Source organism: Thioalkalivibrio sp. ALE16 (assembly GCF_000381305.1).
Lineage (GTDB): Bacteria > Pseudomonadota > Gammaproteobacteria > Ectothiorhodospirales > Ectothiorhodospiraceae > Thioalkalivibrio.
Genome location: NZ_KB906357.1, coordinates 183,598 through 210,585, shown reverse-complemented (window position 1 = coordinate 210,585; position 26,988 = coordinate 183,598). Strand labels below are relative to the sequence as shown.

The window sequence follows — 26,988 nt, the reverse complement described above, 5'->3', positions numbered from 1 at the left end:
TGTCGCCTTCCCGTAAATTCGGTCCATTGAAAACTGGAGGTCTCCGGGCACACTAGAGCCAAAGGAGGCCGAGATGCGCAAGAGTCGGTTTACGGAAAGCCAGATTGTTCAGACGCTGAAGCAGGTCGAAGGCGGCCGGAAGGTGAAGGACGTGTGTCGGGAGATCGGGGTCTCTGAAGCGACCTACTACCAGTGGAAGTCGAAATACGGCGGCATGGAGGCAGCCGACGTCCGACGGTTGAAGGAGCTGGAGGACGAGAACAACCGGCTCAAACGGATGTATGCCGAGCTGGCCCTGGAGAACACGGCCCTGAAGGACGTGATCACAAAAAAGCTCTGAGCCCGGACGAGAAGCGCCGTGTGGTCACTGCGTTGACGCAGGAACACGGGCTGAGTCAGCGCCGGGCCTGTCAGGCGGCAGGGGCTGCGCGGTCGGTGGTGCGGTATCGCAAGCAACCGGACCGGGACGATGCGGTGATCGCGCTTCTGCAGGAGCTGGTGGAGCGCTATCCGGAGCGGGGCTTTGGCAAGCTGTTCAAGCTGATCCGGCGTCGGGGCATGCCCTGGAACCACAAGCGGGTCTGGCGCGTGTACTGCGCCCTGAAGCTGAACCTGCGGCGCAAGGGCAAGCGCCGTTTGCCACCACGGGAGCCACGGCCCCTGGCGTCGACCGAAGCCCCGAACGTGGGATGGTCAGCGGACTTCATGTCGGATGCGCTATGGGACGGACGGCGCTTCCGCACCTTCAACGTCGTGGATGACTTCAACCGGGAAGCGCTGGCCGTGGAGATCGATCTGAACCTGCCCGCACCCCGTGTGATCCGGGTGCTGGAGCGTATTGCCGCCTGGCGGGGCTATCCGCAGCAGCTCCGGCTGGACAATGGCCCCGAGTTCGTCTCGGCCGCGATCGCCGACTGGGCCGAACAGCGCGGCGTGGAACTGAGCTTCATCCAGCCGGGCAAACCGATGCAGAACGGCTTCATCGAACGGTTCAACGGCAGCTACCGCCGTGGGGTCCTGGATCTCTACGTCTTCCGAACGCTGACCGAAGTCCGGGAACACACCGAGCAGTGGCTGCAGGACTACAACGAAACCATCCCTCACGAGTCGCTGGGGGACCTGACGCCGGTCGAATACCGGCAGCTACACCACCCGGAAACCTCTAGTTATGCGTGGACCTAATCCGGGGAAGTGGACACGCTAACCGCGCCACCGTAGACCCGATGAAAAAGCCCGGTCCCCGTCAAGGGGCCGGGCTTTCTTGTGTCGGGCCCATGCCTGCACTGAGGCACGCGGGCCGAACGGTCCCTCATTCCAGGCGGCCGGTCTCCTGCGCCAGCGCGCGCAGCGCCTCGGTCTGTCCCTCGGGCAGCTGACTCCAGTCAAAGCGCCAGGTCCAGTTGCGTTCGTCCACCGTACCGGGAATGTTCGTGCGCGCCTCCGAACCCAGTTGCAGGGCATCCTGCATCGGCAGAATCGCGAGCTGTGCCGGAGAACGGCAGGCCGCACGAATCAGCGGCCAGGGCATCTCCTCGGCCCCGCCCTCGTCCAGCGTTGCGATCACGTGCTGCTGCAGGGACGGCTCCAGAGAACGGAACCAGCCCAGCGTGGTGTCGTTGTCGTGGGTGCCGGTATACACCGCGCTCAGTTCGTCATGATTCGCCGGCAGGTACGGGTTGTCCGGCCCACCCTCGAAGGCGAACTGCAGGATGCGCATGCCCGGCAGATCGAAGCGCAGGCGCAGGGCGGTCACCTCCGGCGTGATCACGCCGAGGTCCTCGGCCAGCAACGGCAGCACGCCGAGACGGGTCTGAAGCTGTTCGAAGAAGTCCGCGCCCGGCCCCGGCACCCAGTGCCCCTGCGTGGCATCCGGCTCGCTCGCCGGCACCGCCCAGCTGGCCTCGAAGCCGCGGAAGTGATCAATGCGCACGGCGTCTACCGTCTCCAGGGTCCAGCGCAGCCGCTCCACCCACCAGTCGTAGCCGCGTTCGGCAAGGCGGTCCCAGCGGTAGTGCGGGTTGCCCCAGCGCTGCCCGGTCTCGGAGAAGTAGTCCGGTGGCACGCCGGCCACGGTCAGCGGGTGCCCTGTGTCGTCCAGATCGAACAGGTCACGGTGGGCCCAGACCTCGGCCGAGTCGTGCGCCACGAAGATCGGCATGTCGCCCAGGATCAGGATGTCCCGTGCGCGGGCATGCTCGCGCACGTCCTGCCATTGATCGAACAGCACAAACTGGGCGAAGCGTACCGCCTCCAGCTCCCGGGCCGCATCGACCTCCACAGCCGCCAGGGCATCCGGATCGCGGTCACGCAAGGCGGCCGGCCATTCCCACCAGGGACGCCCGTCTTCGCGGGCCCGGATCACCACGAAACGGGCAAAGTCCTCCAGCCACACCGGACCCTGGGAATCCCGAAAGGCCTGGTAGGCCTGCGCCCAGCCATCGCCGGCCTGCTCCAGCCGCTCCCGCGCCTGTTCCAGCAGTGTGTCGACGGGCAGCGTCGGGTCCGCAAGGCCCGCGCGCGCCGCCAGGCGCTGCGGGTCGATCAGGCGCACATCGCCGGCAAAGGCGGAGATACTGGCATACGGCGAGCCATCCTCCTGCGGCGGGTGCAGCGGCAGGATCTGCCACAGGCTGAAGCCAGCATCCCGCGCCCAGTCGAGGAAGCGAAAGGCCTCGTCCCCCAGCGTCCCGACCGGACCCAGGCCCGGCAATGAAACGGGATGCAGGAGGACCCCCGCGCGGCGGCGCTGCATCAGGGGGTTGCAGTGTTCTTCGCCCGCCTCCATCCGCTACGGCCCCTCGTACATGGTTACCGGGCACATGGTTACTTGGCACACAGTTACTGGCCCTTGCGCATGGTACCGCCCGCCGCGGGATCACCGCCCCCGACCGAGAGGACCTCGCCCAGCGAGTCGGGCACATCGAGATCCGCCAGCTGGTACAGGCGGGCCAGATGCCGACGGTAGAGCTGTTCGAAGTCGCTGACGGAACCCGCGGGGTTGTATTCCCCGAACCACCAGCACCAGTCGGATCCCTCGCATACCGCGAGCTGCTTGCGCAGCTCCGGCGTATCCAGTGCCGGATGCCGCGCGATGGCCTGGTCCACGGCGGTCCAGGCCTCGATCAGGCGGTCCCAGCCAAGGTTCTTGTCCGGGTCGCCAATCCAGGTGGAAAAGGTCCCGTAGACCCAGGAGCCCGCCACCATGCCCGTGAGTTCGCCGCGATCCGTCCGCGGACCCGTGCGCTGGCAGACGTCCGAGAAGGTGCACAGGTTCAGCCGCGGATTCTCCGCCAACCGCTCGTACAACGCCCGCAGGAAGTAGAAGCCGTTCTCCGGGTAGTACTCCCAGGCGTTCTCGCCATCCAGGATGACCGCCACCACGCCCCCGTCGGGCGAGACGGCGGCAATGTTCTCGAGGTGATGCACGAAGTCCCCGACCGCGTCGTCGGCGTGCCAGTCGGCGTAGCGAAACCCGATCGCATCGGAAAGCCCGTCGTCGCGGAAGAACAGCTCCGTCCGGGCGCCCTGCAGGCAATACGGGCGATGCAGCCAGCCCTCCTGCTCCGCCGACCCGGTATGCGACTCGGCGGTCTCCCCGGCCGCCGCCAGGCTGTTGCCGAGGACGGTCTGGCCACTGGCGGTCCAGCAGATGTCGTAGTCATCCAGCAGGCGCACGGTCGCCTCGCTGAGACTGCCCTCCGAGGGCCAGCAGCCGCGTGGCCGGAAGCCGAAGTACTGCTCGAACACCGCCAGGCCGCGTTCGATATGCCAGCGCACCCGGGCCTCTCCGTCCGGGTACGCCGGCGCCTGCGGCAATTCGACATCCGGCATCGCCTCGCGCGCCGACTGCAGATCCAGCAGCAGCGGCATGATTGGATGGGCATACGGGGTGAACGAGAGCTCCACGCGCCCCTGCTCGGCCAGCTCGCGGTAGCGCGGCAGGATCGCCTTGACCTCGTCGCGGATCAGCTTCAGCAGGCGGCCCCGCACGTCGCGGTTGAAGCCCTGATCCGCCTTCAGCCAGCCCTGCACCTCGGGATAGGCGCGGCGCACGGTCTCCCCCAGCCAGGCCAGGTGATAGCAGGTCGCCAGATCCTGGAAGAAGCGGTTGTCCAGATGCGCCAGCAGCACGGCGTCTTCCAGCGCCTGGCGGGCCAGGGTCGCCAGGCGCTCGAACAGCGGGAACGGCTCGATCATGCGCGGGGCATGCGCGCGCAGGCAGACGCGCAGGATCTCGCGCCGCTGCACCGGATCCACCGGGACGATATCCATCTGCAGCAGATCCAGCACCGGGTCGCCGAAGCTCGAGCGATTGCCGATCCCGGCCTCCAGCCGCTCGCCGTAGTCGGCGATCTGCTCCAGCAGGATCGGGGCAAAGTTGACCACCGCGCGCGCCTGGGGGCAGGCCTCCAGATGCGCCGCCATGTCGGTGTAGTCCTTCAGGGCGTGCAGGTAGGTCCACGGCAGTACGTATTCACCCGCGCCAGAGTCGTAGTACTGCGGCTGGTGCATGTGCCAGCACAGCACCACGTCGAGCTGCGGCGGCTGGGTGGCGAGCGCGGTGGTACTGCCGGATTCAGCGGACATGGTGGGTCGCCTGTCCGAGCATCTCCGGCGTCACCACGCGCACCCCGCCCGGGGAGACGAAGTAGTCGCGGGCATCGGCCTCGTCATCCACCCCGATCTCGGTCCCGTCCGGGATCTTGCAGCCCTTGTCGATCACCGCATTGCGGATCACGCAGTTCTCGCCGACTGTCACACTGGGCAGGATCACCGAGTCTTCCACGGTGGCACAGGCGTTGACCTGCACATTGGAAAACAGCAGGGAGTGGCGCACGGTGCTCCCGGAGATGATGCAGCCCCCGGAGACCATCGAGTCGATCGCCATGCCGCGGCGGTCCTCGTCGTCGAACACGAACTTGGCCGGCGGCAACTGCTCCTGATAGGTCCAGATCGGCCATTCCGAGTCGTACAGGTTCAGCTCCGGCGTCACCCCGATCAGCTCCAGATTCGCCTGCCAGTAGGAGTCGATGGTCCCCACATCGCGCCAGTAGCCCTGGCGCACGCCCTGCTCGTCACGGAACGGATAGGCCATCACCTGGTTTCGCTCGATGATGCCGGGGATGATGTCCTTGCCGAAATCGTGGCTGGAGAAGGTGTCGTCCGCATCCTTGATCAGCTGGTCGAACAGGAACTCGGTGTTGATCACGTAGATCCCCATAGAGGCCAGCGAGTGGGTCTTGCTGCCGGGGATCAGCGCCGGGTCCTCCGGCTTTTCCGCAAACGAGGTAATGCGGCTGGACGCATCCACCCCCATCACGCCGAAGGCCTTCGCCCGCTCGTGCTCCACCTCCAGGCAGCCCACGGTCATGTCCGCGCCGCTCTCCACGTGGAAGGCGATCATCTGGCCGTAGTCCATCTTGTAGATGTGGTCCCCGGCCAGGATCAGCACATAGCGCGGATTGTGCTGCCGGATGATGTCGATGTTCTGGTAGACCGCGTCGGCTGTCCCCGCGTACCAGGAGGTCTCGATGCGCTGCTGCGCCGGCAGCAGCTCGATGAACTCGCCGAATTCCCCGCGCAGGAGGCTCCAGCCCCGCTGCATGTGCTGGATCAGCGAGTGTGCCTTGTACTGCGTCACCACGGCGACCTGACGGATACCCGAGTTGATGCAGTTGGACAGGGGGAAGTCGATGATGCGGAACTTGCCGCCGAAGGGCACGGCCGGCTTGGCGCGCCACAGCGTCAGTTGTTTCAGTCGCGAGCCGCGTCCGCCGGCCAGGATCAGGGCAAGGGTCTCCCGGGTCAGGCGGCTGACGTAACGTTGCGGTTGTGGACTCATGCACCCATCCTTGTCGAGGTAAACACGTCCGCATGTACCCGCTCGCTGGGTCCTCGCTCCCACCCGCGGACAAGGCTCGGTGTGTGCCCTGACCCGCCTCGTGGAACCGCGGTATCCGACAAGCGCGCGTACATTAATCAGTGTTTCCCTAGTATGTTGTACTCACGTGTTCTGCCGACCCGGCCTGAACCGCACTATTCCACGACCCAAACGCGAGCTTGATCCGAGTATGGCAACAGCCCCCGACAAATGCACCCGTTCCGTCGCCGATCCGTTAGCGCGCCTGGCCGAGGCCCGGCTCCATGATCCGCACAGCGTCCTGGGGCGCCATGCGCTGGATCAACAAACCACCTGTTATCGGGCCTGGCTACCGCATGCAACGGAGGCCTCCATCACACTTTGCGACGGGCGCCACATACCCATGGACGCCGCCTCGGGATTCCCCGGGCTGTTCCTGTGGCGTGGGCCGGTGGACGCCCTCCCCGCGCACCCGCAGCTGGACTGGATGCCCGAGGGTGGCACATCCACGTTGCAGGCAATTGACCCCTGGAGCTTTGCCCCGGACATCCCCGAATTCGATCGCCACCTGTTCGCCGAGGGCCGCCACTGGCATGCCCATCGCATGCTGGGCGCCCATCCGATCACCCGCGACGGCGTCGGTGGCGTGCGCTTTGCCGTATGGGCGCCCAACGCCGAACGCGTTTCGGTGGTGGGCGACTTCAACCGCTGGGACGGGCGCTGCCATCCAATGACCGTCCACGCGGGCAGCGGCATCTGGGAGCTGTTCCTACCGGGGATGACTGCGGAAACGCTGTACAAGTTCGAGATCCGCAATCGCGAGCACGGCAGCCTGCACCTGAAGACCGACCCGTACGCCCGCGCCTACCAGGTTCGCCCCGAGACCGCCGCCCGCATCCAGGAGGCCAGCACCTATGCCTGGAATGACGAGCACTGGATGCGCAACCGCGATCCGGAGGCCTGGAAGCATCGGCCAATGAGCATCTACGAGGTGCATCTGGGCTCCTGGCAGCGCAGTCCCGAGGGCCACTGGCCCAGCTACCGCGAGCTGGCCGAGCGCCTGGTGCCCTACGCCCGCGACATGGGCTTTACCCATCTCGAATTGCTGCCGGTCACCGAGCACCCGTTCGACGGATCCTGGGGCTACCAGAGCACCGGCTTCTTCGCCCCCACCTCGCGCTTTGGTCAGCCGGACGACTTTCGCCATTTCGTCGACCAGGCCCATCAGGCCGGTCTTGGCGTGATCCTCGACTGGGTCCCCGGCCACTTCCCGCGCGACGAGTTCGCGCTGGCCCGGTTCGATGGCACCGCGCTGTACGAACACGCCGACCCGCGCATCGGCGAGCACCGCGGCTGGGGCACCCTGATCTTCAACTACTCGCGCCCCGAGGTCCGCAACTTCCTGCTCTCCAGCGCCCTGTGCTGGGTCGAGGACTTCCACCTCGACGGCCTGCGCGTGGATGCCGTCGCCTCCATGCTCTATCGCGACTACGACCGCGAAGGCGAGGACTGGCTGCCCAACATCCACGGCGGCAACGAAAACCTGGAGGCCATCGACTTCCTGCGCCACCTGAACGAGACGGTCCAGACCAGTCATCCGGGCGTCGCCATGATCGCCGAGGAATCTACCGCCTGGCCGGGGGTCAGCCGCCCGCCGTCCATGGGCGGGCTGGGCTTCACCATGAAGTGGAACATGGGGTGGATGCACGACACCCTGACCTACTTCGGGATGGACCCGATCTACCGCATGCACCACCACGGCCAGCTCACGTTCGGCCAGCTCTACGCCTATAGCGAGAACTTCGTCCTGCCGTTCTCGCACGACGAGGTGGTACACGGGAAGCGCAGCCTGCGCGGACGCATGCCGGGCAACGAGTGGGAACAGCACGCCAACCTGCGCCTGCTCTACAGCTGGCAGTGGCTCTACCCCGGCAAGAAACTCCTGTTCATGGGCCAGGAATTCGGCCAGGGCCCGGAATGGTCGGAGGATCGCGAACTGGACTGGTACGTACTGCAGTACCCGCTGCACCAGGGCCTGCAGAACCTGGTGCGGGATCTGAACCGCGCCTACCGCGCCGACCCCGCCCTGCACGCCCGGGAATTCGAACCGGACGGCTTCGACTGGCTGGACTGCGACGATGCCGCGCACTCCACCCTGAGCTTCGTGCGCCGCGACCACCAGGGCCGCCAGGTCGTGGTGGTGCTGAACCTGACGCCGGTGGAGCGCCCGGCCTACCCCGTACCCGCGCCCCACGCCGGGCGCTGGCGGGTCACCCTGAACAGTGACGCCGAGGTCTACGGTGGGGGCTCGCGCGGCCCGGCGGAGGCCTATGCCGAGCCGGTGGAACGCCACGGGCACCCCGCGACACTCTACCTGCATCTGCCGCCACTGGCGGCCCTGTTACTGGAGCCAGCCGGCGACTGACGTCGGGGCGCCTCGGGCCGAAGCCGCTAAGACCGGCTCCTGTTTGCAGGCCCGTGCGGGCCCGGAACTCGCGGCCCCAATGCCGGCCATGGGCTCGGGATCGGGATCGGGCTCATTCCAGGCGATAAAGCCCGCCATCCGAATGGTCCGTCAGCACATAGATGTGCCCCTCCGGTCCCTCGCGGACATCACGAATGCGCCCGATCTTGCCGTGCAGCAGCTCTTCCATGTGCACGACTTCGTCGTCCTCGATCACGATGCGCAGGATCCGTTCGGCACGCAGGCCACCCGCCAGCAGATTGCCTTGCCAGGACTCGAAGCGATCCGCGGTCACCATCGCAAGCCCGGACGGCGCCAGCGTCGGCAGGAACTCGTAGACCGGGTCGATCATGTCCGCGTCGTGACGCGCCTCGCCAAAGGGTTCCTCGGACCGATAGTCGCGCCCCCGCGACACCACCGGCCAGCCATAGTTGCCCCCGGCTTCCATACGGTTCAGTTCATCCCCACCCCGGGGCCCGTGGTCCGTCAGCCAGATCGTGCCGTCCGCCGGATCCACCACCAGACCCTGCGAATTGCGCAGGCCATAGGCAAAGATGTGTGGCTGGGCATCATCGCGGTCGACAAACGGGTTGTCCGCCGGGGCCTCGCCATCCTCGGTCAGGCGCAGCAGGGACCCGGTATGTGCAGAAAGGTCCTGGGACGGGTCTTCCTGCCGACGATCGCCGATCGTCATCAACAGGGTGCCATCGGCCTGCCAGGCCAGCCGCGAACCGAAGTGGCCCGGATTGCTGCCGCCCCGGTCCTGACGGAACAGCTCCTCCACCTCGTGCAGGGCCCCGTCCTCCAGACGCCCGCGCCCCAGCGCGGTGTAGGACTGGTCGGAATCCCCGGTGACATAGGTGAAATACACCCGGTGGTTCGCCGCGAAGTCCGGGTGCAGCACGACATCCAGCAAGCCGCCCTGGCCGCGCGCCACGACCTCCGGCACACCCTCGACCGAGCTCACCTCGCCATCGCGCACCTGTTTCAGCGCACCCGTCCGTTCGGTCACCAGATAGCCGCCGTCCGGCAGGAAGGCTACCGACCAGGGATGCTCCAGACCACCGGCTACCCGCACGAGATCGAATTGTTCGTACTCGCTCGAGATGCCTTCCTCGACCACTTCGCCGGCCAGGGCCGAGCCCACCAGCGCCAGCCCCGCGACCAGCGCACCGGTGCGGATGGCGTAGCCTCGTGTCATTGCCTCTCGCATGCCGTACCTCCCGTTATCTGCCATTGCAGAAATGGGACACGACGACCGGGGGATTGTTCACGCGACGGCGTGGTGTGCCGAATCAGGCCTCCGGGCGCAGGTGCGGGAACAGCAGCACGTCACGGATCGACGGGCTGTTCGTCAGCAGCATCACCAGGCGGTCGATGCCGATGCCCTCGCCCGCCGTGGGCGGCAGGCCATACTCCAGGGCGCGGATGTAGTCAGCGTCGTAGTGCATCGCCTCGTCGTCGCCGGCGTCCTTCTCCGCGACCTGGGCCTGGAAGCGTTCGGCCTGGTCCTCGGGGTCGTTGAGCTCGGAGAAGCCGTTGGCGATCTCGCGCCCGCCGACGAACAGCTCGAAGCGATCGGTCACGAACGGGTCGTCGTCGTTGCGCCGCGCCAGCGGCGAGACCTCGGTCGGATAGGCGGTGATGAAGGTCGGGTGGCGCAGCTTGTTCTCGGCGGTGTACTCGAAGATCTCGGTCCACAGCTTGCCGAGGCCGAAGCTCTGCTTGATCGGGATCTCCAGACGCTCGCAGTGGGCGCGCACCTTGTCGATGTCCGCCAGGTCGTCACTGCTGATCTCCGGGTTGTGCTCGAGGATCGCCTCGCGCACCGTCATGCGGGTGAACGGCTGGCCGAAATCGTAGGTCTCGCCCTGGTACTCGATGGTGGCCGTGCCCAGCACGTCCTCGCACAGCCCGCGCAGCAGCGTCTCGGTGCGGTCCATCAGCGCATGGTAGTCCACGAACGCCTCGTAGAACTCGAGCATGGTGAACTCGGGGTTGTGGCGGGTGGACAGCCCCTCGTTACGGAAATTGCGGTTGATCTCGAAGACCTTCTCGAAGCCGCCGACCACCAGGCGCTTCAGGTACAGCTCCGGCGCGATGCGCAGGTACAGCGGCATGTCCAGCGCGTTGTGGTGGGTGGTGAACGGCCGCGCAGTCGCGCCGCCCGGGATCACCTGCATCATCGGGGTCTCCACCTCGATGAAGTCCTCGCGCTCGAAGTACTCGCGGATGTAGCGCACGATTCGGGTGCGGGTGCGGAACAGCTCGCGGCTGTCCGGGCTGGTGATCAGATCCACGTAGCGCTGGCGGTAGCGCTGTTCCTGGTCGGTCAGGCCGTGGAACTTCTCCGGCAGCGGGCGCAGGCTCTTGGTCAGCAGACGCAGCTCGTCCAGCTGGACGGTCAGCTCGCCGGTCTTCGTCTTGAACAGCGTGCCCTGCCCGCCGACAATGTCGCCCAGGTCCCAGTGCTTGAAGGCCGCGTAGACGCCCTCCGGCAGGCGGTCGCGCTGGGCGAACAGCTGGATGTCCCCGGACTGGTCGCGCAGGCGGACGAAGCTCGCCTTGCCCATCACGCGCTTGCCGATCATGCGCCCGGCCACGGTCACGCGGATCCCCTGCCCCTCCAGGGCCTCGCCTTCGGTGTCGTCATGCGCGGCGTGCAGATCGGCCGCCAGGGCATCGCGGCGGAAGTCGTTGGGGAAGGCCGGGCCGGCCTCGCGCAGCTCGTTCAGCTTGGCGCGCCGCTGGGCGATCAGCTTGTTCTCGTCGGTAATCTCGGTCATCGGGAATCCCGGTAAAAGATAGCGTTACAGCCCGCTCTTCAGGCTGGCTTCAATGAACTGATCCAGGTCGCCGTCGAGCACGGCCTGGGTGTTGCCGACCTCCACGCCGGTGCGCAGATCCTTGATCCGCGACTGGTCGAGCACGTAGGAGCGGATCTGGCTGCCCCAGCCGATGTCGGACTTGGTGTCCTCCACCGCCTGCTTCTCGGCATTGCGCTCCTGCAACTCGCGTTCGTACAGCTTGGCGCGCAACTGATTCATCGCCATCTCGCGGTTCTTGTGCTGCGAACGTCCCGCCTGACAGGCGGTGACCACCCCGGTCGGGACGTGCGTGATGCGGACCGCGGAATCGGTCGTGTTCACGTGCTGCCCGCCGGCGCCGGAGGACCGATAGGTATCCACCCGCAGGTCGGCCGGGTTGATCTCGATCTCGAAGTTCTCGTCGATCTCCGGGGAGGCGAACACGGAGGCGAACGAGGTATGCCGGCGGTTGCCGGAATCGAACGGCGACTTGCGCACCAGACGGTGCACACCGGTCTCGGTGCGCAGCCAGCCGAAGGCGTACTCGCCCTGGATGTGCACGGTGGCACTCTTGATCCCGGCCGTCTCGCCTTCGGAGAGCTCGGTGACCTCGGCCTTGAAGCCCTTGTGCTCGGCCCAGCGCAGGTACATACGCAGCAGCATATTCGCCCAGTCCTGGGCCTCGGTGCCGCCGGAGCCGGCCTGTATGTCGAGGTAGGCGTTGGCCTCGTCCATGTCGCCCGAGAACATGCGGCGGAATTCGAGCCCCTCGACGCGCGCGGTCAGGGCGTCGACATCGGTCTCGACCGACGCCGCCGTCTCCTCGTCGTCATCCGCCTCGGCCATCTCCAGCAGGTCCCGGCTCTCGTCCAGCTGAGTGCCGATCTCGCGGATGTTGATGACCACACCCTCGAGCTGGGCCCGCTCCTTGTTCAGGGCCTGGGCCTGCTCCGGGTCGTTCCAGATGTCGGGGTTTTGCTCCAGCTCCCGCTGGACTTCTTCCAGCCGTTCTTCCTTGGCCGGGTAGTCAAAGATACCCCCTAAGGGCGTCCAGGCGGCCCTTCAGGTCATCGATCCGGGAGTACAGCGCGTTCAGTTCCATGGCAGTTTCCGTCGGGTGTCGTGGCGCGCACGGCACGTTCCATCAGGTGGCGAGAAAAGCCGCGCAGTATAACACCGGCACGCGGCTTCAGGGCCGCCGTGGGCGGCGCCAGAAGGCCAGTGTCTGGCGGCGGTCGAGCCGCAGCGCGGGTTGGCTGGACTGCGGGTCCACGAACTCCAGCGCACGCAGTTCGCCGCGGAAAAGGCCACGCACCCCGGGCGCAACCACATCATCGGCCACCGATTCCAGCAACTCCAGGCGTCGCTCCGGGGACGGCGGGGCCCCCAGCGCGTCGACCGCGACCACCGTTTCACCGGACTCAGCCGGCGCGCAGGCCGGATCCGGACACCAGTCGATACCGGCGCCCCGTGCCAGCCAGCGGCCGATCGCCCCGCCCCCGCAGACCCGTCCCACGCCGCCGCGGGTTTCGCCAACAAAGCCCGGCGTCCACAGCCAGAGGCCGTGCACCGCGCCACGCCCCTCGCGCTCGCGTTCCACATTGACGGGATGCTGGAACCAGGCCATCTGCAAACCGGTCGCCAGGACCTGGAGACGCCGCGCCACCTCGCCCTGCAGCGAGTGGGCCACCATGGATCGACCGAGCCCGACAGACGGCGGCGGTGCCGAGGCCTCACCCTCTGCGTCCAGCTGCAGCTCCCACAGGCCGTCTTCGCCCAGGCACAGGGTGGCGCCGGCCGCCTCCAGTTCCGGCTGCGCGGCCGCCCACAGCGCCTCGCGCTCGACATCCGCCACGGGCTCCACCGGCGAGGCCACGAGGTCCTTCATCCCGGGCGTCAACTGCACCGGCTGGGCCAGCCAGGTCCGCGCCCCACGCCCCCGCGGCTGATACCCCAGGCACTCGGCCAGCGCGGCCTCCCAGCCTTCCGCGCCCGGCCCCGCACCCACGGGCCGGGCCCGTCCCAGCCAGCGGGCCAGACGCCGCACGGGTCGCGACGCATCGTCCCGAGTCGCCCCGGGCGAGGCCCATAGCCCCGGGAGCAGGTACCGGACCCGCCGTTCCGCACCGCCTCCAGTCATTGATCGGACCCGTAACGCCCCTTGGGAACGTCCCGCTCCCCGGCTGGATCGTTCTCGATCCCCGGGGCCACCCGTCCCTCGTCGTCATAGGGGAACCGGATGTGGCCATAGCGCAGGACCAGCACCGCACCGGCCAGGATCAGGATGCCTGCCGTCACCGCGATCAACTCCCACTCCGACATTTCCTTCATGTCGATGATCACGTAGCGTGCCAGCGCGACGATCGCGATATAGATCGGCAGGCGCACCGGCAGGCGCCGGGATCGCAGGTAGATCCCGACCATGGCCAGCACTTCGAGAAAGATGAACAGCAACAGCAGATCGGCCAGCCCCACCCACATCGCCGAGATCATGGTGGCGATCTCCTGCAGGATCGCGATTACGGTGGCCACGGCAATGACGACCAGCACCGCCACCTCGACATGATGCAGGGCGCGGCGCCCGGTGTGTTCGATGTTCATGACTCTCCCTTGTTGCGAGGATTCGCGAATCCAGGACTCGCGCCATCGTATCACCCGCTCCGGGCCTGAACGTGCGCTTGTCCATCTGGTCTATAACACTAGATACAGCCAGTCTGGCCCTTGCCATGCGCCACCGCTTTCCCATTATCGGCAGCTTTTCGCCCCTCCGCCGACGCGCGGGATCGGTGGGCGCCGTACTCGCCGGCCTGGCTCTGCTGGCACTGGCCCTGCCCGCGGCCGCGGAGGACTATCCGGCCGACTCCAGCATCGACTGGCAGAGCTGGGACAGCGAGCTGTTCGCCGAGTCCGAGGCGCGCGAACGCCCGATCTTCTTCTACTTCCACGGCCAGTGGTGCACCTGGTGCCGCGACTTCCAGGACGAATCCCTGGAGAACCCGTCGGTCGTGGATGTCATCGAGGCGCACTACATCCCTGTGCTCGTCGACCTGGACGAACGCGCCGACCTGTTCCGCCGTTACGGCGGGCGCGGCCTGCCCTTCGTGGTCATCGTCAACGCCGAGGACGAGATGCTGACCCGCTTCACCGGCCACGTGAATGCCCGTGACCTCGAGAGCATCCTCCAGGCGCAGCGCGACATGTTCTCGGTCACCGGCCGCGAGATCACACCGGACGACGCGGCGATCGACGGCCTCGAGGCCTTCATGGAGATGCTCGACGAGGTCTATGACGAGCGCGCCGACCGCCTGAGCGGCAGCGCCACATTCGGCACGCTCAGCAAGCGCCCGCAACCCTGGACCTACCGCTACCTGCTGGCCCGTGACGACTGGGAGGAACGCATGCCCGGCCTGCTGGACCAGATCGCGGAGGATCTCTACGACGAGGTCGAGGGCGGCTTCTTCTTCTTCCACGATCCCGACCAGCGCGACCCGGTCCTGGCCCTGGAGACCTCCAAGCGCCTGGATCAGAACGCCGCGTTCCTGTGGCTGTTCTCCGAGGCCTACGAGCGCATCGGCGACGAACACTACGCGGAGATCGCGCGCGGCATTCGCGACTATCTGCGCGACCACCTGTGGGACGCCCGTCAGCTGCGCTTCGGCAACAGCCAGTACGCCGACCGCGACTACTATCAGCTGGACCCGGAGACCCGCACGCAGACCGACCCACCCCGGGTCGACCGCAACACCTATGCCGACACCTCGGGCCAGGCCATCGCCGCGCTCGCCAACCTGGCGCGGGTACTGGAAGACCGCGACACCCTTGAGTGGGCCCGCGAGGCGCTGGAGGCGCTCGACCGCTATCTGCTCACCCGCAGCGGCTACCTGCACGGCATCACCGCCGGCGGACGGCCGGCGATGGAGGGCTACCTGCCCTCGCAGATCTGGCCGGAGATCGCCCGCCAGGAACTGGCGCGCGCCGTGGAGGCACTGGATCGCGAACGTCCGGACCTGCCCGACCCGGTCGCCGCGCTGGATCGACTGGAGCCCTTCTTCGACGCGGAGCTGGGCACGCATGCCGAGCGGATCGGGACGGACCTGGAGCCCTGGTCGGAGACCCGCACCCAGGCCGCGCTCGCCTGGTGGCTGTATCGCCTGCCCGACGACGCGATCGAGGCGTCCCATATTGACCGCGACACCGTGCGTGACCGCCTGCGCATCGAGCCCGGCGCGGATCCTGACGACGTCGCCCTGGGCTTCGACGCCCTGCGCCGGGGCTTCTGACGCCAGACCGGATCAGCCCTGCTGACGAAAACCCGCAACCTCGTTCTGTAGCTGCTGCGCCAGCCCTTCGAGGGCCTCTACCGCCTGCTGCATCTCGTTGGCCCCGTCGGCGTTGCGCACCGCGATGTCGTTGATGTGGTGGATATTGCGGTTGATCTCCTCCGCCACCTGGCTTTGCTCCTCGGTCGCGCTGGCCACCTGGCGGGTCATGTCGTCGATGGTGGTCACCGAGTCGTGGATGTACTCCAGGGTCTCGCCCGCCTCGCCGGCCTTCTCCACCGAGGTCTCGGCGTGCTGCTGGCTCACCTCCATCGCCTGTACCGCGCGGGTCGCTCCGCCCTGCAGGCGCTGGATGATCTCGCGGATCTCCCCGGTCGAGTCGTTGGTTCGCTGAGCCAGATGACGCACCTCGTCGGCCACCACCGCGAAGCCCCGTCCCGCCTCGCCGGCGCGGGCGGCCTCGATCGCCGCATTGAGCGCCAGCAGGTTGGTCTTCTCGGCGATCTCCTCGATCACCTGCAGGATGGTGCCGATGTTGTCGCTGTCACCCTTCAGCTCACTGATCACCTGGCTCGCCTGGCGGATCTCGCCGGCCAGGGTGTTGATCGCGCCCTGCGTGGCCTGCACCACGGTGCGTCCGCCTTCCGCCGCCCGGGTCGCCTGACCGGCACTCTCGGCCGTGCTCTGGGTGTTGTTGGCCACCTCCTGCACAGTGGCGGACATCTGGTTCATCGCGGTGACCACCTGCTCCACGTCGCCGCGCTGCTCGTGGGTCGCCCGGGTCAGTTCGTTGCTGCGACCCTCCAGTTGCCGCGCGGAGGCGGCGATCCCGTCGGCCGCATCCGCCACCTGCCGGATCAGCCCCGAGAGCCGGCCCATCACCGTGTTGAAGGCCTCGCCGGTGCGCCCGATCTCGTCGTCCGTGGTGACCTCCACCCGGTGGCCGAGATCCGCGCGCCCCTCGCCGATCGCCTCCAGCCCCTCGGCCAGGCGCTCCAGCGGCCGCGTCAGCACGTTCGCATAGAACCAGCCAATGCCCAGGGCCACCACGAACGCGACCACCCAAAGCGCCCACAGCAACCACCACAACTGCGTCACCAGCGCCTCGTCCACCCCCGCGGCGAGATCGCCCTTCATGGTATGGAACGTCACCCCGCCCATGATCGACAGCGGCACCGTACTCACCACGATCACCAGGATAATCAGCTTCAGTCGCAGCCCACCCAGATTCCCAATCTTCATCGACACCCTCCTTTGGCTTCGTTAACGACCACCCGCGCCCGGCCTTGAGCCCGCCAGAGTATCGCCCTGCCCAATCCCCGCCGCCCTGATCCAGCTCAACTCCAACGCCTCGCCGCAACGCGAAAACCGTATTCACCACGAAGCACACGAAGGCACGAAGAAGGGCAAGGGCAAAAGCATTTCACAGGAAGACGCGAAATTTGGAAGTGTTTATGGGCCCTCGGCAATCACAACACGCTGTGATTAGCCTTGTACTGGGGCCAATCACCTGGCGCACAACACCAGTCCCTTCCTGTCTTCCAGCCTTCCTGTTATCGCTTTTCGCCCTTGACCTGGCCCTTCTTCGTGCCTTCGTGCGCTTCGTGGTGAATAAAGCCCTCCCCGCCAGGCCCGGAACGAAAAAACCCGCGGCCCCGGACATCGGGACCGCGGGTTCGCGGTACTGCGCTGGCGCGTCGGACTAGCGGCTGCGCGCCGCCCGGTTGCCGTTGGAGGACGGGCGGCCGTTGCCGCCGCGACCGCCGCCGGGCTTGCCACCGCGGGCGTTGCGCGGGGCGCCATTGCGGGCCCCGCCGCCCGGCTTGCCGCCGCGACCGCCACGACGGTTATTGCCGTTACCGTCATTGGCGGCCGGCTTCGGCGCCGCAAAGCCCTCGGTCTCGATACGGTCGATCGGGCGCTGGATCAGGCGCTCGATGCCCTTCAGCAGCTTGATCTCCTCGCCATCCACCAGCGACAGCGCGGCACCGGCGGAGCCGGCACGGCCGGTACGACCGATGCGATGCACGTAATCCTCCGGCACATTCGGCAGCTCGAAGTTGACCACCTGCGGAAGCTGGTCAATGTCCAGGCCGCGCGCGGCGATATCGGTCGCCACCAGCACCGGCACCTGCCCGGACTTGAACTGCTTGAGCGCCTTGGTACGGGCCGCCTGGCTCTTGTTGCCGTGAATGGCCTCCGAGCGCACGCCATCCTTGGACAGCTTCTCGGCCAGGCGATTGGCGCCGTGCTTGGTGCGGGTAAACACCAGCACCTGTTCCCAGTTGTTGGTGCGGATCAGGTGGCTCAGCAGTTCGCGCTTCTGGCTAGTCTCCACCAGATGCACGCTCTGCTGCACGCTCTCGGCGGCCGTGTTGCGCGGGGCGATGTCGATCTCCGCCGGGCGAGTGAGCAGGCCGTTGGCCAGCTTGCGGATCTCGTCGGAGAAGGTCGCCGAGAACATCAGGTTCTGGCGCTTGCCCGGCATCAGCGCAATCAGCTTCTTGATGTCGCGGATAAAGCCCATGTCCAGCATGCGATCGGCCTCGTCGAGGACCAGGATCTCCACACCGGACAGGTCGATGGTCTTCTGGTTGGCGTGATCCAGCAGACGCCCCGGGGTCGCCACCACGATGTCCATGCGGTCGCGCAGGGCCTTGATCTGCGGGTTCATGTTCACGCCGCCGAAGATTGTCATCGAGCGCAGCTTCAGGTTGCGCCCGTAGGTCTTCACGGAATCGTGCACCTGCGCGGCCAGTTCCCGCGTCGGGGTCAGCACCAGGCAGCGCGGGCGGCCCGCACCGGGCTTGGGCGCATCGCTGGTGGACAGGCGCTGCAGGATCGGCAGGGTAAAGCCGGCGGTCTTGCCGGTGCCGGTCTGGGCCGCGGCCAGCAGGTCGCCGCCCTTCAGGACTTCCGGGATGGCCCGGGCCTGGATCGGCGTCGGGTGCTGGTACCCGGAGGTTTCCAGCGCGCGCAAAAGGGTATCAGCCAACCCGAGGTCGGCAAAGGTCGTATCAGTCATGGAATGCTCCAACGCTACCCGCCACTCGTTCAACAAGAGCACCCATCGGGGGAAACGAAATCAGGGGGATCACTGCGAACCGGAATGGCTCTGGATCAGATGAACGGACGCTGACGGGCGGGGCGTTCGATGGACGCACTATACGCCTTTCGTCAATGAAAAGACACTCCACCCATTACCGTATGGATATATATTTGTTTTGTGAGGGAATATGGGCTAGCTTCCATCCAAGAAGAATGACCGGCGCCCACGCAGCGCCGGCTGGGCCGACGCGACACCTATAACAACGATTCGGCCATCAGGGGAACAACATGAAACGCAACCTGCCCGTCACCGGGAACGAGGTGGATTACCCGGAGAGTGCCAACATCCTTTCCACCACCAACCTCAAGGGGGCCATCACCTACGTCAACCCGGATTTCATCGACATCAGCGGGTTCGAACCGGACGAATTGCTCGGCAAGAACCACAACGTGGTCCGCCATCCCGATATGCCGCCGGCGGCGTTCGAGGACCTGTGGAACACCATCCAGGGCGGCCGCTCCTGGATGGGCCTGGTCAAGAACCGCTGCAAGAATGGCGATCACTACTGGGTCAACGCCTATGTGACGCCCGTAACGGAAGACGGGCAAACCGTCGAGTATCAGTCCGTTCGCACCAAGCCGCGGCGCGAACAGGTAGCCAAGGCTGAATCCGTCTACGCGGAACTCCTCCAGGGTCGCAGGCCCCTGGCCCTGCGCCTGCCCCCCATCGGCATCAAGGTCAGGACCGTAGCGGCCCTCGCCGGCGGCGTGCTGGCAGGGCTGATCGCCAGCAGCGTATTGACCGGCCTGCCCTGGTCGAGCGCCCTGATCTTCGCGCTGACCGCGCTAGTGGTGGGCGGCGCCCTGGTATGGATCAGCCTGTCGCCCCTGTGCCGCGCGGTCGCCCACGCCCGCCGCATCGCCAACAACCCGGTCAGCCAGTACATCTATACCGGGCGCACCGACGAGGCCGGCGAGATCGCCTTCGCCCTGCAAATGCTCGAAGCGGAGGCGGGATCCGTCGTCGGGCGCATGGGCGATGCCGCCAACCGCCTGAGTGGCACGGCCGACGCGCTCGTGTCCGCAGTAGGCGACAGCCGCCAGGCCTGCAACCACCAGCAGAACGAGACCGAACAGGTCGCGGGCGCCACCCAGCAGATGGTGAACAGCGTGCAGGAGGTCGCACAGAGCGCACAGCACGCCGCCGACGCGGCGGACCGGACCGACCAGGAGGCCCGCTCGGGAAGCCAGGTAGTGCGCGACAGTTCACGGGCAATCGAGGAGCTGGGACAGCGCATTCGCCAGGGCTCGGGCGTCATGACGGAACTGGACCAGCACAGCCAGGACATCAGCGGCGTACTGGATGTGATCCGCGGGATTGCCGAACAAACCAACCTGCTCGCCCTCAATGCGGCGATCGAGGCGGCCCGCGCCGGCGAACAGGGCCGCGGCTTCGCGGTCGTGGCCGACGAAGTGCGCACCCTGGCCAGTCGAACCCAGGACTCCACCGCCGAGATCCAGCAGATGATCGAGCGGCTTCAAGATCGCGCGCGCGCCGCGGTGGCCACGATGGAACAAAGCCGCGATCAGGCGGAAACCAGCGTGGAGCAGGCCCAGCAGGCCGCCGCGGCACTCGAGAACATCACCTCCGGCGTCAGCCAGATCCACGACATGAGCACCCGTATCGCGGCCGCCGTGGAACAACAAGGCGCGGCCGGGGAAGAGATCCGGCGCGGGGTCGACTCCATCCGTGGCGCGGCCGACACTACCGCCAACCGGGCCGACCAGAGCGATGCCGCCGCCCGCGAGGTCGCGCAACTCGCAACCGGCCTGCAGGGCCTCGCCCGGCAGTTCTGGGCGCGCCACCGCTGAACGCGACCGATCACCATGAACACCCACGCCGAGAAGCTCATGCGCCAGCACACCGTCCCGGCCTCCGGCCTGCTGCTGGCCCTGCTGCTGGTGCCCGTGGTGATCTGGATGCTCGGCATCGATCTCCCGCGGATTGTGCCGGGCCAGCATCTGACGGCGTTCCATACGGGTGCGGAGCTGTTCGCGGTCGTCGTCGCCGTGCTGGTGTTCGCGGTCGGGTATCACGTGATCGACCGGCGGCGGGTGGCGGCCTCCCTGCTGCTCGCCTGTGCCTTCCTGGCGGTCGCGCTCTTCGACTTCCTGCACCTGATGACCTACCCGGCGATGCCGGACTTCATCACCCCCAACTCGACGCAGCAGACGCTGTTCTTCTGGCTCGCCGCGCGGCTGGTCGGGGGCGCGGCCCTGCTGGCCTATGTGGCCTTGCCGATGGTCGCGCGCAGCGATGGCCCGCCGCGCGGGGTCTATCTGGCCGGAAGCCTGCTGCTGGTCGCGGTCCTCGCATGGGTCGGCCTTTGGCATGCCGATATCCTGCCGCCCCTGTTCGACCCGGTCAGCGGCCTCACGCCGTTCAAGCTGGGCCTGGAGGCCATCGTGATCGCCCTGCATCTGGCGACGCTGGCCATCCTGGCCCTGCGCCGCGATCTGCTGCAGCGCCCGGGCATGCCCCTGGTCGCCGCGGCGCTGGTCATCAGCATGGGCAGCGGCATGTTCTTCATGTTCTACGAGGATCTGACCGATACGCCGTTCGTGCTGGGGCATTTGTACAAGCTCGCGGCCTACCTGCTGATCTACCAGGGGCTGTTTCTGGAAAGCGTGCGCTCGCCCCTGGAGCGTCTGCACCAGGCCCACCGCGACATCGAGATGCGCGAGCGGCGCTACCAGCAACTGGTGGAGACGGCCCCCGACGGCGTCCTGGTTACCGATACGGAGGGCCGCATCGTGATGGCCAACCGAAACATCGAGCGCCTGTTCGGCTACCCCCGCCAGCAACTGATCGGCCAGCCGGTGGAGCGCCTGGTCCCCGATCGCCTGCGCGAGCGCCACCGGACCCATCGCCAGACCCAGGCCCGCACCATCAACCGCCGCACCATGGGGCAGGTACCCCATCTGCGCGGCCAGCGTATCGACGGCACCGAGTTCCCGGTGGACATCAGCCTCAACGCCTTCGACGACACCGAAGGCCGGCGGATTACCGCCTTCATCCGCGACATCACCGACCGCCAGCGCCGCGAGGCGCGCATCCAGCATCAGGCCACCCATGACAGTCTGACCGAACTCCCCAACCGCTGGCTGCTGCACGACCGCCTGACGCAGGGCATCGCCCAGGCCGAGCACAACGACCACCCGATCGCGGTGATGCTGCTGGATCTCGACAACTTCAAGATGATCAATGACACCTTCGGCCATGACGAGGGCGACCAGCTGCTGAAGGCCGTGGCCGCCCGACTCCAGGGCGCCCTGGACCAGGAAGCCACCATCGGCCGCTTCGGTGGCGACGAGTTCATGATCCTCCTGACCCACGTGGCGGACGAACAGGCGATCGCTCGGGTCGCCCAGCGCATCCTGGGTATCTTCGACACGCCCTTCCAGACCGAGCACGCCCGCAACCTCGTCTCCAGCGGCAGTCTCGGGATCGCCATGTTCCCGCGCGATGCCCAGGACGATCGCAGCCTGGTGCGCTATGCCGACATGGCCATGTACGAGGCCAAGCACTCCGGCCGCAACACCTGGGCCTTCTTCTCGCAGCACCTGGATGCGCAGGTGCACGAGGAACAGCGCCTGCAGCAGCACCTGCAGCAGGCGCTGGAGAATGCCGAGCTCGAGCTGCACTATCAGCCACTGCTGGAGGTCGCGTCGAACCGCGTGATCGGCGTCGAGGCGCTGGCGCGCTGGACGGATGCCGAACTCGGTCCGGTGGCACCGGCCCGCTTTGTCGCCAGCGCGGAGGCCAACGGCCTGATCCTGCCCCTGGGCGACTGGGTGATCCGCGGGGCCTGTGAACAACTCGCCCAATGGTCACGGTCCGGCGTCGGACTCCGCGTCGCCATCAATATCTCCGCGATGCAGTTCCGCCAGCATGACCTGGTGGAACGCCTGCGCGCGGCCCTCGAGACCACCGGCGCCCCGCCCGAGCGACTCGAGATCGAGGTAACCGAGACCGTCGCCATGGCGGATGTGGCCCTGACCCACGATCAGCTCCGCGGCCTGAAGGCCCTGGGCATCCGGGTGGCCCTGGACGACTTCGGCACCGGCTATTCCTCGCTCGCCTACCTGAAGTCCCTGCCCATCGACAAGCTCAAGATCGACCGCTCCTTCATCGCCGACATCGGCGAGGACCCGGAATCGGAGATGATCCTGCGCTCCATCGTGCACCTCGGCCACAGCCTCGGCCTGACGCTCGTCGCCGAAGGCGTGGAAACGGACGCACAACGAACCTTCCTGCGGGAAATCGGCTGTGACCTGTACCAGGGCTGGCTGCATTCGCATGCGATGGCCGCAGGGGCCCTCAAGGAACGCCTGCAACACGAAACGGTGTGACGCACGCCCCGCCACCACTCCCTGCAATTGGCCAGGGGATTACATTCCATGCGGATTGCGTCTAGGTTCTGAAGGGATGCGCTCACAGAAGGCGGCACAAGACCGCCCGGGCGAAGGCCAGGGGGCAGGATGGACAGCCAGGAAGCCAGCGACTCCACAGCAACCGTGGGGTCCAGTAATGCGCACGATTATCGCTCGGCCGTAGCGATCGCAGCGGGATTTGCGGTCGTCCTGCTGTTGATGATGGTGATGGTCATGATCGGCCTCGAGCGCATCGGTCAGGTACACGATCGCCTGGACGTGATCGTCCACGAGCACAACGTCAAGACCGAACTCCTCAACAACATGCGCACGGCCGCGCGCGAACGCTCGGTCACCCTGCTGCGCCTGTCGATCACCGATGACCCCTTCGATCTCGACGCGGGGATCATGGAGTTCCGCGCACACGCCTCGGACTTCATGGTCAACCGCAACCAGCTCGAGGCCATGCCCCTCACGGAACGCGAGCAGGCCCTTCTAACCGAAGGCCGCGAACTGACATCGAGCGCGGTCGAGGTCCAGGAACGCGTACTCAACAAGATCCTGGATGACGACCTGGAGGCTGCCACAAGCTGGCTACTCGAACAGGCCATCCCGATGCAGAACGAGGTCCTGGCGAATCTCGGCACCCTCCTGGAACTGCAGCAGGAGGCCTCCGAAGCCGCGGCGCGGGACACGGCCGAGCAATACCGGAACGCGGTGCAGTTCATGTCCCTGCTGGGGACCGCCGCCCTGCTGATCGGCATCGTCGTAGCGGTGGCCGTCCTGCGCCGCAGCCGTGATATCGAGGCGGAGCTGTTCCGCGAGAAGGAACGCGCCCAGGTCACCTTGCACGCCATCGGCGACGCGGTCATTACCATCGACACGGACGGGCGCATCGACTACCTCAACCCGGTGGCCGAACACCTGACCGGCTGGAGCGATGCCGAGGCCCGCGACGAACAACTGGACCGGGTGTTCCGCACCATCCGCGAGGACGACGGCCAGCTACTCCCCCACCCCCTGGTGGACATGGTCCCCGACGGCACGACCTGCAGCCTCAACCAGGACACGATCCTGGTCTCCCGTGACGGCCACGAATACGCCATCGAGGAGGTCTCCGCGCCCATCCGTGATCGCACGGGCGCCGTCATCGGGGCCGCCCTGGTATTCCGGGACGTCTCCCGGGCGCGCGAGATGGCGCGCGACCTGTCCTGGGCCGCCACCCACGACTGCCTGACATCGCTGGCCAATCGGCTGGAGTTCGAGCGCCGCCTGCGTCAGCTTGTTACCAGCGCCCATCACGACGGGCGCGAACATGCCCTGCTGTATATGGACCTGGACCAGTTCAAGCTCGTCAACGATACCTGCGGGCACGGGGCCGGCGACGACCTGCTGTGCCAGCTGACCTCGCACATGCAGGCTCAACTGCGCGAAAGCGACACCCTCGCCCGCCTCGGCGGCGACGAGTTCGGCGTCCTCCTGGAAAGCTGCCCGTTACAACGCGCCGAAGAGATCGCGGAGAAACTGCGGCGCGCAATGGAACAATTCCGCTTCGACTGGGACGGCCGCATGTTCCGGATCGGCATCAGCATCGGGGTCGTCCCGGTCCGTGGCGAGCACGGAGACGCGGCCCAGTTCATGAGCGAAGCCGACGCCGCCTGCTATCTGGCCAAGGAACGCGGGCGCAACCGTATCCATGTCTCGCGCCCCGACGACGCGGCCCTTTGCCGGCACCAGGGCGAGATGAACTGCCTGCAGCGCATCAATCACGCCCTGGAGAACGACCAGTTCTGGCTGTACGGCCAGCACATCGAGCCAATCACCAGTGGCGGTCCCCGCCACATCGAGGTGCTGCTGCGGATGATCAACGACGAGGGCGCGATCACACCGCCCAGTACCTTCATCCCGGCCGCCGAACGCTACGGCCTGATGGCGGCCATCGACCGCTGGGTCATCGACCGGGTATTGCAGGTCGCCCGCCACACCGCGCCCACGGACGGCCATTTCGCCATCAACCTGTCGGGCCAGTCGCTGTGCGAGCGCGGCATGCTGGACTACATCGTCGAACGCATCCAGACCAGCGGCGTGGCGCCTGGCCGCCTGTGCTTCGAGATCACTGAAACCGCCGCGATCGCCAATCTCAACCAGGCCAGTCGCTTCGTGAACACCCTGCGCGCCATGGGCTGCTGCTTCTCGCTGGACGACTTCGGCACCGGGATGGCGTCCTTCGGCTACCTCAAGACCCTGCGCGTGGATTACCTGAAGATCGACGGCAGCTTCGTGCGCGACATGAGCGACGACCCGATCAGCCATGCCATGGTCGAGAGCATCCACCACATCGGCCAGGTCATGGGCATCAAGACGGTCGCCGAATGTGTCTCCCACGAAGACCTGCTGCCACCCCTGCGCGCGATCGGCATCGACTACGCCCAGGGCTTCGGGCTGCACCTGCCGGAACCCCTGGAACCGTGCCCGGTTCCGAGCCAAGCCTCCACCACCGACACTCGCTACGCCTGATCGGGTCGCTCCGGAGGCGCGTCTCAGGGGCTCCAGCCCGCTCATGCGCGGGCCCAATCCCAGGGACCTTCGGGCCCCGGGTTCGGTTCCAACCGCCCCTCGCAGCGGCTGGGTCGCCGACACGAACGCCAACGTCCCAGCACCTTCCGGAACCAGAAAGAAGAAAGGCCGCCCGAAGGCGGCCTTTCAACCACGGGTCGATCACCACGCCGCCCATCCCGACGGCGCGGGTGGCCATCAGTAGCCGGTGCTGCCGTGCACGTCCGGCGGCGCTTCGCGGGTCAGCATCGCCCAGGTCAGGTGGGCCATCACCTCCGGTGCCACCACCGTATGGCGGTTGCCAGTGTTCTGCATGCCCTCGCGCAGCTCCTGGCGCACCTGCGGCTGGCCGCTCAGGTCAAAGATCACGTCCACCTGGTCGCCACGCGCCACGATATCCGCGACCGACTCCAGCGGGATACCCTTCTCCTCGGCCAGCCGGCGGCCCTCGGTCTCGCCCTTCTCCGAGACCGCACAAAGCGTCATCCCCGGCAGGCCGGACTCGAGCAACATCTCCAGGAAACGGCCGCCCACCCGGCCAAGCCCCACGACTGCAATCTGAATCGACATAAACACTCCATCCTGTTGGTCTTGTTGTTGTCTCCACACACGCGCAGGGAAACACTGATCGGTGTTTGCCTAACGGGTGCCACCCACCACGCGTGCACCCTGACTGTAGGCGATCTGCGCCGCGCCTGCACGGCGCCTCCGCGATGCCCCTCGCCCCGCCCCGCATCCGGCCATTTGGCGCGCATGGCCCCACGCCCTACAGTGCCCGCAACCCGTCAACGAATGGAGCCCCCATGGACAACGTGCACCTGCCGATCCGCGTCGACCGCCGCGAACAGGGCAAGATCATTCAGCGCATCGAACGCCTGGAAGGGGTGGAACTGGAATTCACCGACCTCGATGTCGGCGACTACCTGCTGCCCAACGGCGTCGTGGTCGAGCGCAAGTCCGCCACCGACATGGTGCTGAGTGTGGTCGACAAGACCCTGTGGGAAAACGCCGCCAAGCTGAAGGCCAACCACAGCCAGGTGGTCTATATCGTCGAGGGGGACCTGTACGAACCGCGCTTCCACCAGCAGGCACTGGATATCCACCGTGCCCTCGCGCACCTGACCATCGCCCTCGGCATCAGCGTGCTGCCCAGCCCGGATGCCGACAACAGCGGCATGCTGATCTACCTGCTGGGCCTGAACGCCCAGATGGAGCCGGACCCGGCCGACCGCCCCACCAAGCCGGACACCCGGCGCAAGGCCGCCGAGTTCATCGTCAGCGGCCTCCCCGGCGTCGAGGCCGACACGGCACGCGACTTGTTGCGCGACCTCGGCAGCGTACGCGACATCATCAACGCCGACGCCGCCACCCTCGCCCAGACCGACGGCCTCGACACCGAACGCGCCGAACGCATCGAATCCGTCGTCACCTACGGCAGCCGAACCACCTGAACGCTCCCAAGCCGCCAACCACACCACCCCCTGTGGGAGCCTGCTTGCAGGCGAAGCCCCCGCCAAAGCCGGAACACCCCGGCCATCA

Annotated in this window: 18 protein-coding genes; 7 read left to right on the top strand and 11 right to left on the bottom strand. The window is 66.9% G+C overall.

All coding sequences use genetic code 11. The features are described from left to right. Positions 1–73: 73 nt before the first annotated feature. Positions 74–1,182, top strand: a protein-coding gene (locus tag F627_RS0105415; RefSeq protein ID WP_155987096.1) for an IS3 family transposase whose coding sequence is annotated in 2 segments (ribosomal slippage) — positions 74–326 and positions 326–1,182 — 1,110 coding nt in all. Because the reading frame shifts where the segments join, the coding sequence is not laid out codon by codon here. Between the two features lie 127 nt (positions 1,183–1,309). Here the strand turns inward: F627_RS0105415 and malQ are convergent. The 3 genes from malQ to glgC are packed head-to-tail and all read right to left on the bottom strand — an operon-like array spanning position 1,310 to position 5,842. Beyond that, complete coding sequence (malQ, locus tag F627_RS0105410; RefSeq protein ID WP_019583500.1) at positions 1,310–2,785, bottom strand: 4-alpha-glucanotransferase; 1,476 nt, start codon at positions 2,783–2,785, stop codon at positions 1,310–1,312. Between the two features lie 53 nt (positions 2,786–2,838). After that, positions 2,839–4,587: a glycoside hydrolase family 57 protein gene (locus F627_RS0105405; protein WP_019583499.1), complete on the bottom strand. Its 1,749-nt coding sequence runs from the start codon at positions 4,585–4,587 to the stop codon at positions 2,839–2,841. Then, on the bottom strand, positions 4,577–5,842 hold the full coding sequence (glgC, locus tag F627_RS0105400; protein WP_019583498.1) for a glucose-1-phosphate adenylyltransferase: 1,266 nt from the start codon (positions 5,840–5,842) through the stop codon (positions 4,577–4,579). The genes F627_RS0105405 and glgC overlap by 11 nt, the downstream gene beginning before the upstream one ends. Positions 5,843–6,071: 229 nt before the next feature. On the opposite strand from glgC, the gene glgB reads away from it, so the two are divergent. Beyond that, positions 6,072–8,285 (top strand): 1,4-alpha-glucan branching protein GlgB, encoded by a 2,214-nt coding sequence (gene glgB / locus F627_RS0105395; RefSeq protein ID WP_081619663.1) that lies wholly within the window; start codon positions 6,072–6,074, stop codon positions 8,283–8,285. 112 nt (positions 8,286–8,397) lie between these two features. Here glgB and F627_RS0105390 read toward each other — a convergent pair whose 3' ends face one another. From F627_RS0105390 to F627_RS0105370, 5 genes are all read right to left on the bottom strand, one after another. Further along, positions 8,398–9,525: a PQQ-dependent sugar dehydrogenase gene (locus tag F627_RS0105390; RefSeq protein ID WP_017942141.1), complete on the bottom strand. Its 1,128-nt coding sequence runs from the start codon at positions 9,523–9,525 to the stop codon at positions 8,398–8,400. A 94-nt stretch (positions 9,526–9,619) separates the two neighbouring features. Then, entirely contained in the window at positions 9,620–11,110 is a 1,491-nt protein-coding gene (lysS, locus tag F627_RS0105385) for a lysine--tRNA ligase (protein ID WP_019583497.1), read from the bottom strand. Between the two features lie 24 nt (positions 11,111–11,134). After that, positions 11,135–12,233 (bottom strand): peptide chain release factor 2 gene (prfB, locus tag F627_RS0105380; RefSeq protein ID WP_155984731.1). Its coding sequence is split into 2 segments (ribosomal slippage): positions 11,135–12,160 and positions 12,162–12,233, totalling 1,098 coding nucleotides; the frame shifts between segments, so codons are not numbered across the junction. An 87-nt stretch (positions 12,234–12,320) separates the two neighbouring features. Then, entirely contained in the window at positions 12,321–13,100 is a 780-nt protein-coding gene (locus F627_RS0105375; protein ID WP_026332039.1) for a hypothetical protein, read from the bottom strand. 167 nt (positions 13,101–13,267) lie between these two features. Next, a complete protein-coding gene (locus tag F627_RS0105370) occupies positions 13,268–13,732 on the bottom strand; it encodes a phosphate-starvation-inducible protein PsiE (protein WP_018875666.1) in 465 nt (154 codons plus the stop codon). Positions 13,733–13,857: 125 nt separating this feature from the next. On the opposite strand from F627_RS0105370, the gene F627_RS0105365 reads away from it, so the two are divergent. Next, complete coding sequence (locus tag F627_RS0105365; protein ID WP_019583495.1) at positions 13,858–15,411, top strand: DUF255 domain-containing protein; 1,554 nt, start codon at positions 13,858–13,860, stop codon at positions 15,409–15,411. A 12-nt stretch (positions 15,412–15,423) separates the two neighbouring features. Here F627_RS0105365 and F627_RS0105360 read toward each other — a convergent pair whose 3' ends face one another. Both F627_RS0105360 and F627_RS0105355 read right to left on the bottom strand, forming a co-directional pair. After that, on the bottom strand, positions 15,424–16,653 hold the full coding sequence (locus F627_RS0105360) for a methyl-accepting chemotaxis protein (protein WP_019583494.1): 1,230 nt from the start codon (positions 16,651–16,653) through the stop codon (positions 15,424–15,426). Positions 16,654–17,113: 460 nt separating this feature from the next. Continuing rightward, on the bottom strand, positions 17,114–18,436 hold the full coding sequence (locus tag F627_RS0105355; protein ID WP_019583493.1) for a DEAD/DEAH box helicase: 1,323 nt from the start codon (positions 18,434–18,436) through the stop codon (positions 17,114–17,116). A 311-nt stretch (positions 18,437–18,747) separates the two neighbouring features. Here F627_RS0105355 and F627_RS0105350 point away from each other — a divergent pair, with 311 nt between their 5' ends. The 3 genes from F627_RS0105350 (at position 18,748) to F627_RS0105340 (ending at position 25,410) form a co-directional block, all read left to right on the top strand. Next, a complete protein-coding gene (locus F627_RS0105350; protein WP_019583492.1) occupies positions 18,748–20,331 on the top strand; it encodes a PAS domain-containing methyl-accepting chemotaxis protein in 1,584 nt (527 codons plus the stop codon). A 15-nt stretch (positions 20,332–20,346) separates the two neighbouring features. Beyond that, positions 20,347–22,872 carry an EAL domain-containing protein gene (locus F627_RS0105345; RefSeq protein WP_019583491.1) on the top strand — a complete coding sequence of 842 codons (2,526 nt, stop codon included), beginning with the start codon at positions 20,347–20,349 and terminating at the stop codon, positions 22,870–22,872. 129 nt (positions 22,873–23,001) lie between these two features. Beyond that, on the top strand, positions 23,002–25,410 hold the full coding sequence (locus tag F627_RS0105340) for an EAL domain-containing protein (RefSeq protein WP_019583490.1): 2,409 nt from the start codon (positions 23,002–23,004) through the stop codon (positions 25,408–25,410). Between the two features lie 237 nt (positions 25,411–25,647). Here F627_RS0105340 and F627_RS0105335 read toward each other — a convergent pair whose 3' ends face one another. After that, entirely contained in the window at positions 25,648–26,019 is a 372-nt protein-coding gene (locus tag F627_RS0105335; protein ID WP_019583489.1) for a hypothetical protein, read from the bottom strand. 233 nt (positions 26,020–26,252) lie between these two features. On the opposite strand from F627_RS0105335, the gene F627_RS0105330 reads away from it, so the two are divergent. Beyond that, positions 26,253–26,900, top strand: a complete 648-nt coding sequence (locus F627_RS0105330; RefSeq protein WP_018877540.1) for an ERCC4 domain-containing protein — start codon at positions 26,253–26,255, stop codon at positions 26,898–26,900. Positions 26,901–26,988: the final 88 nt, after the last annotated feature.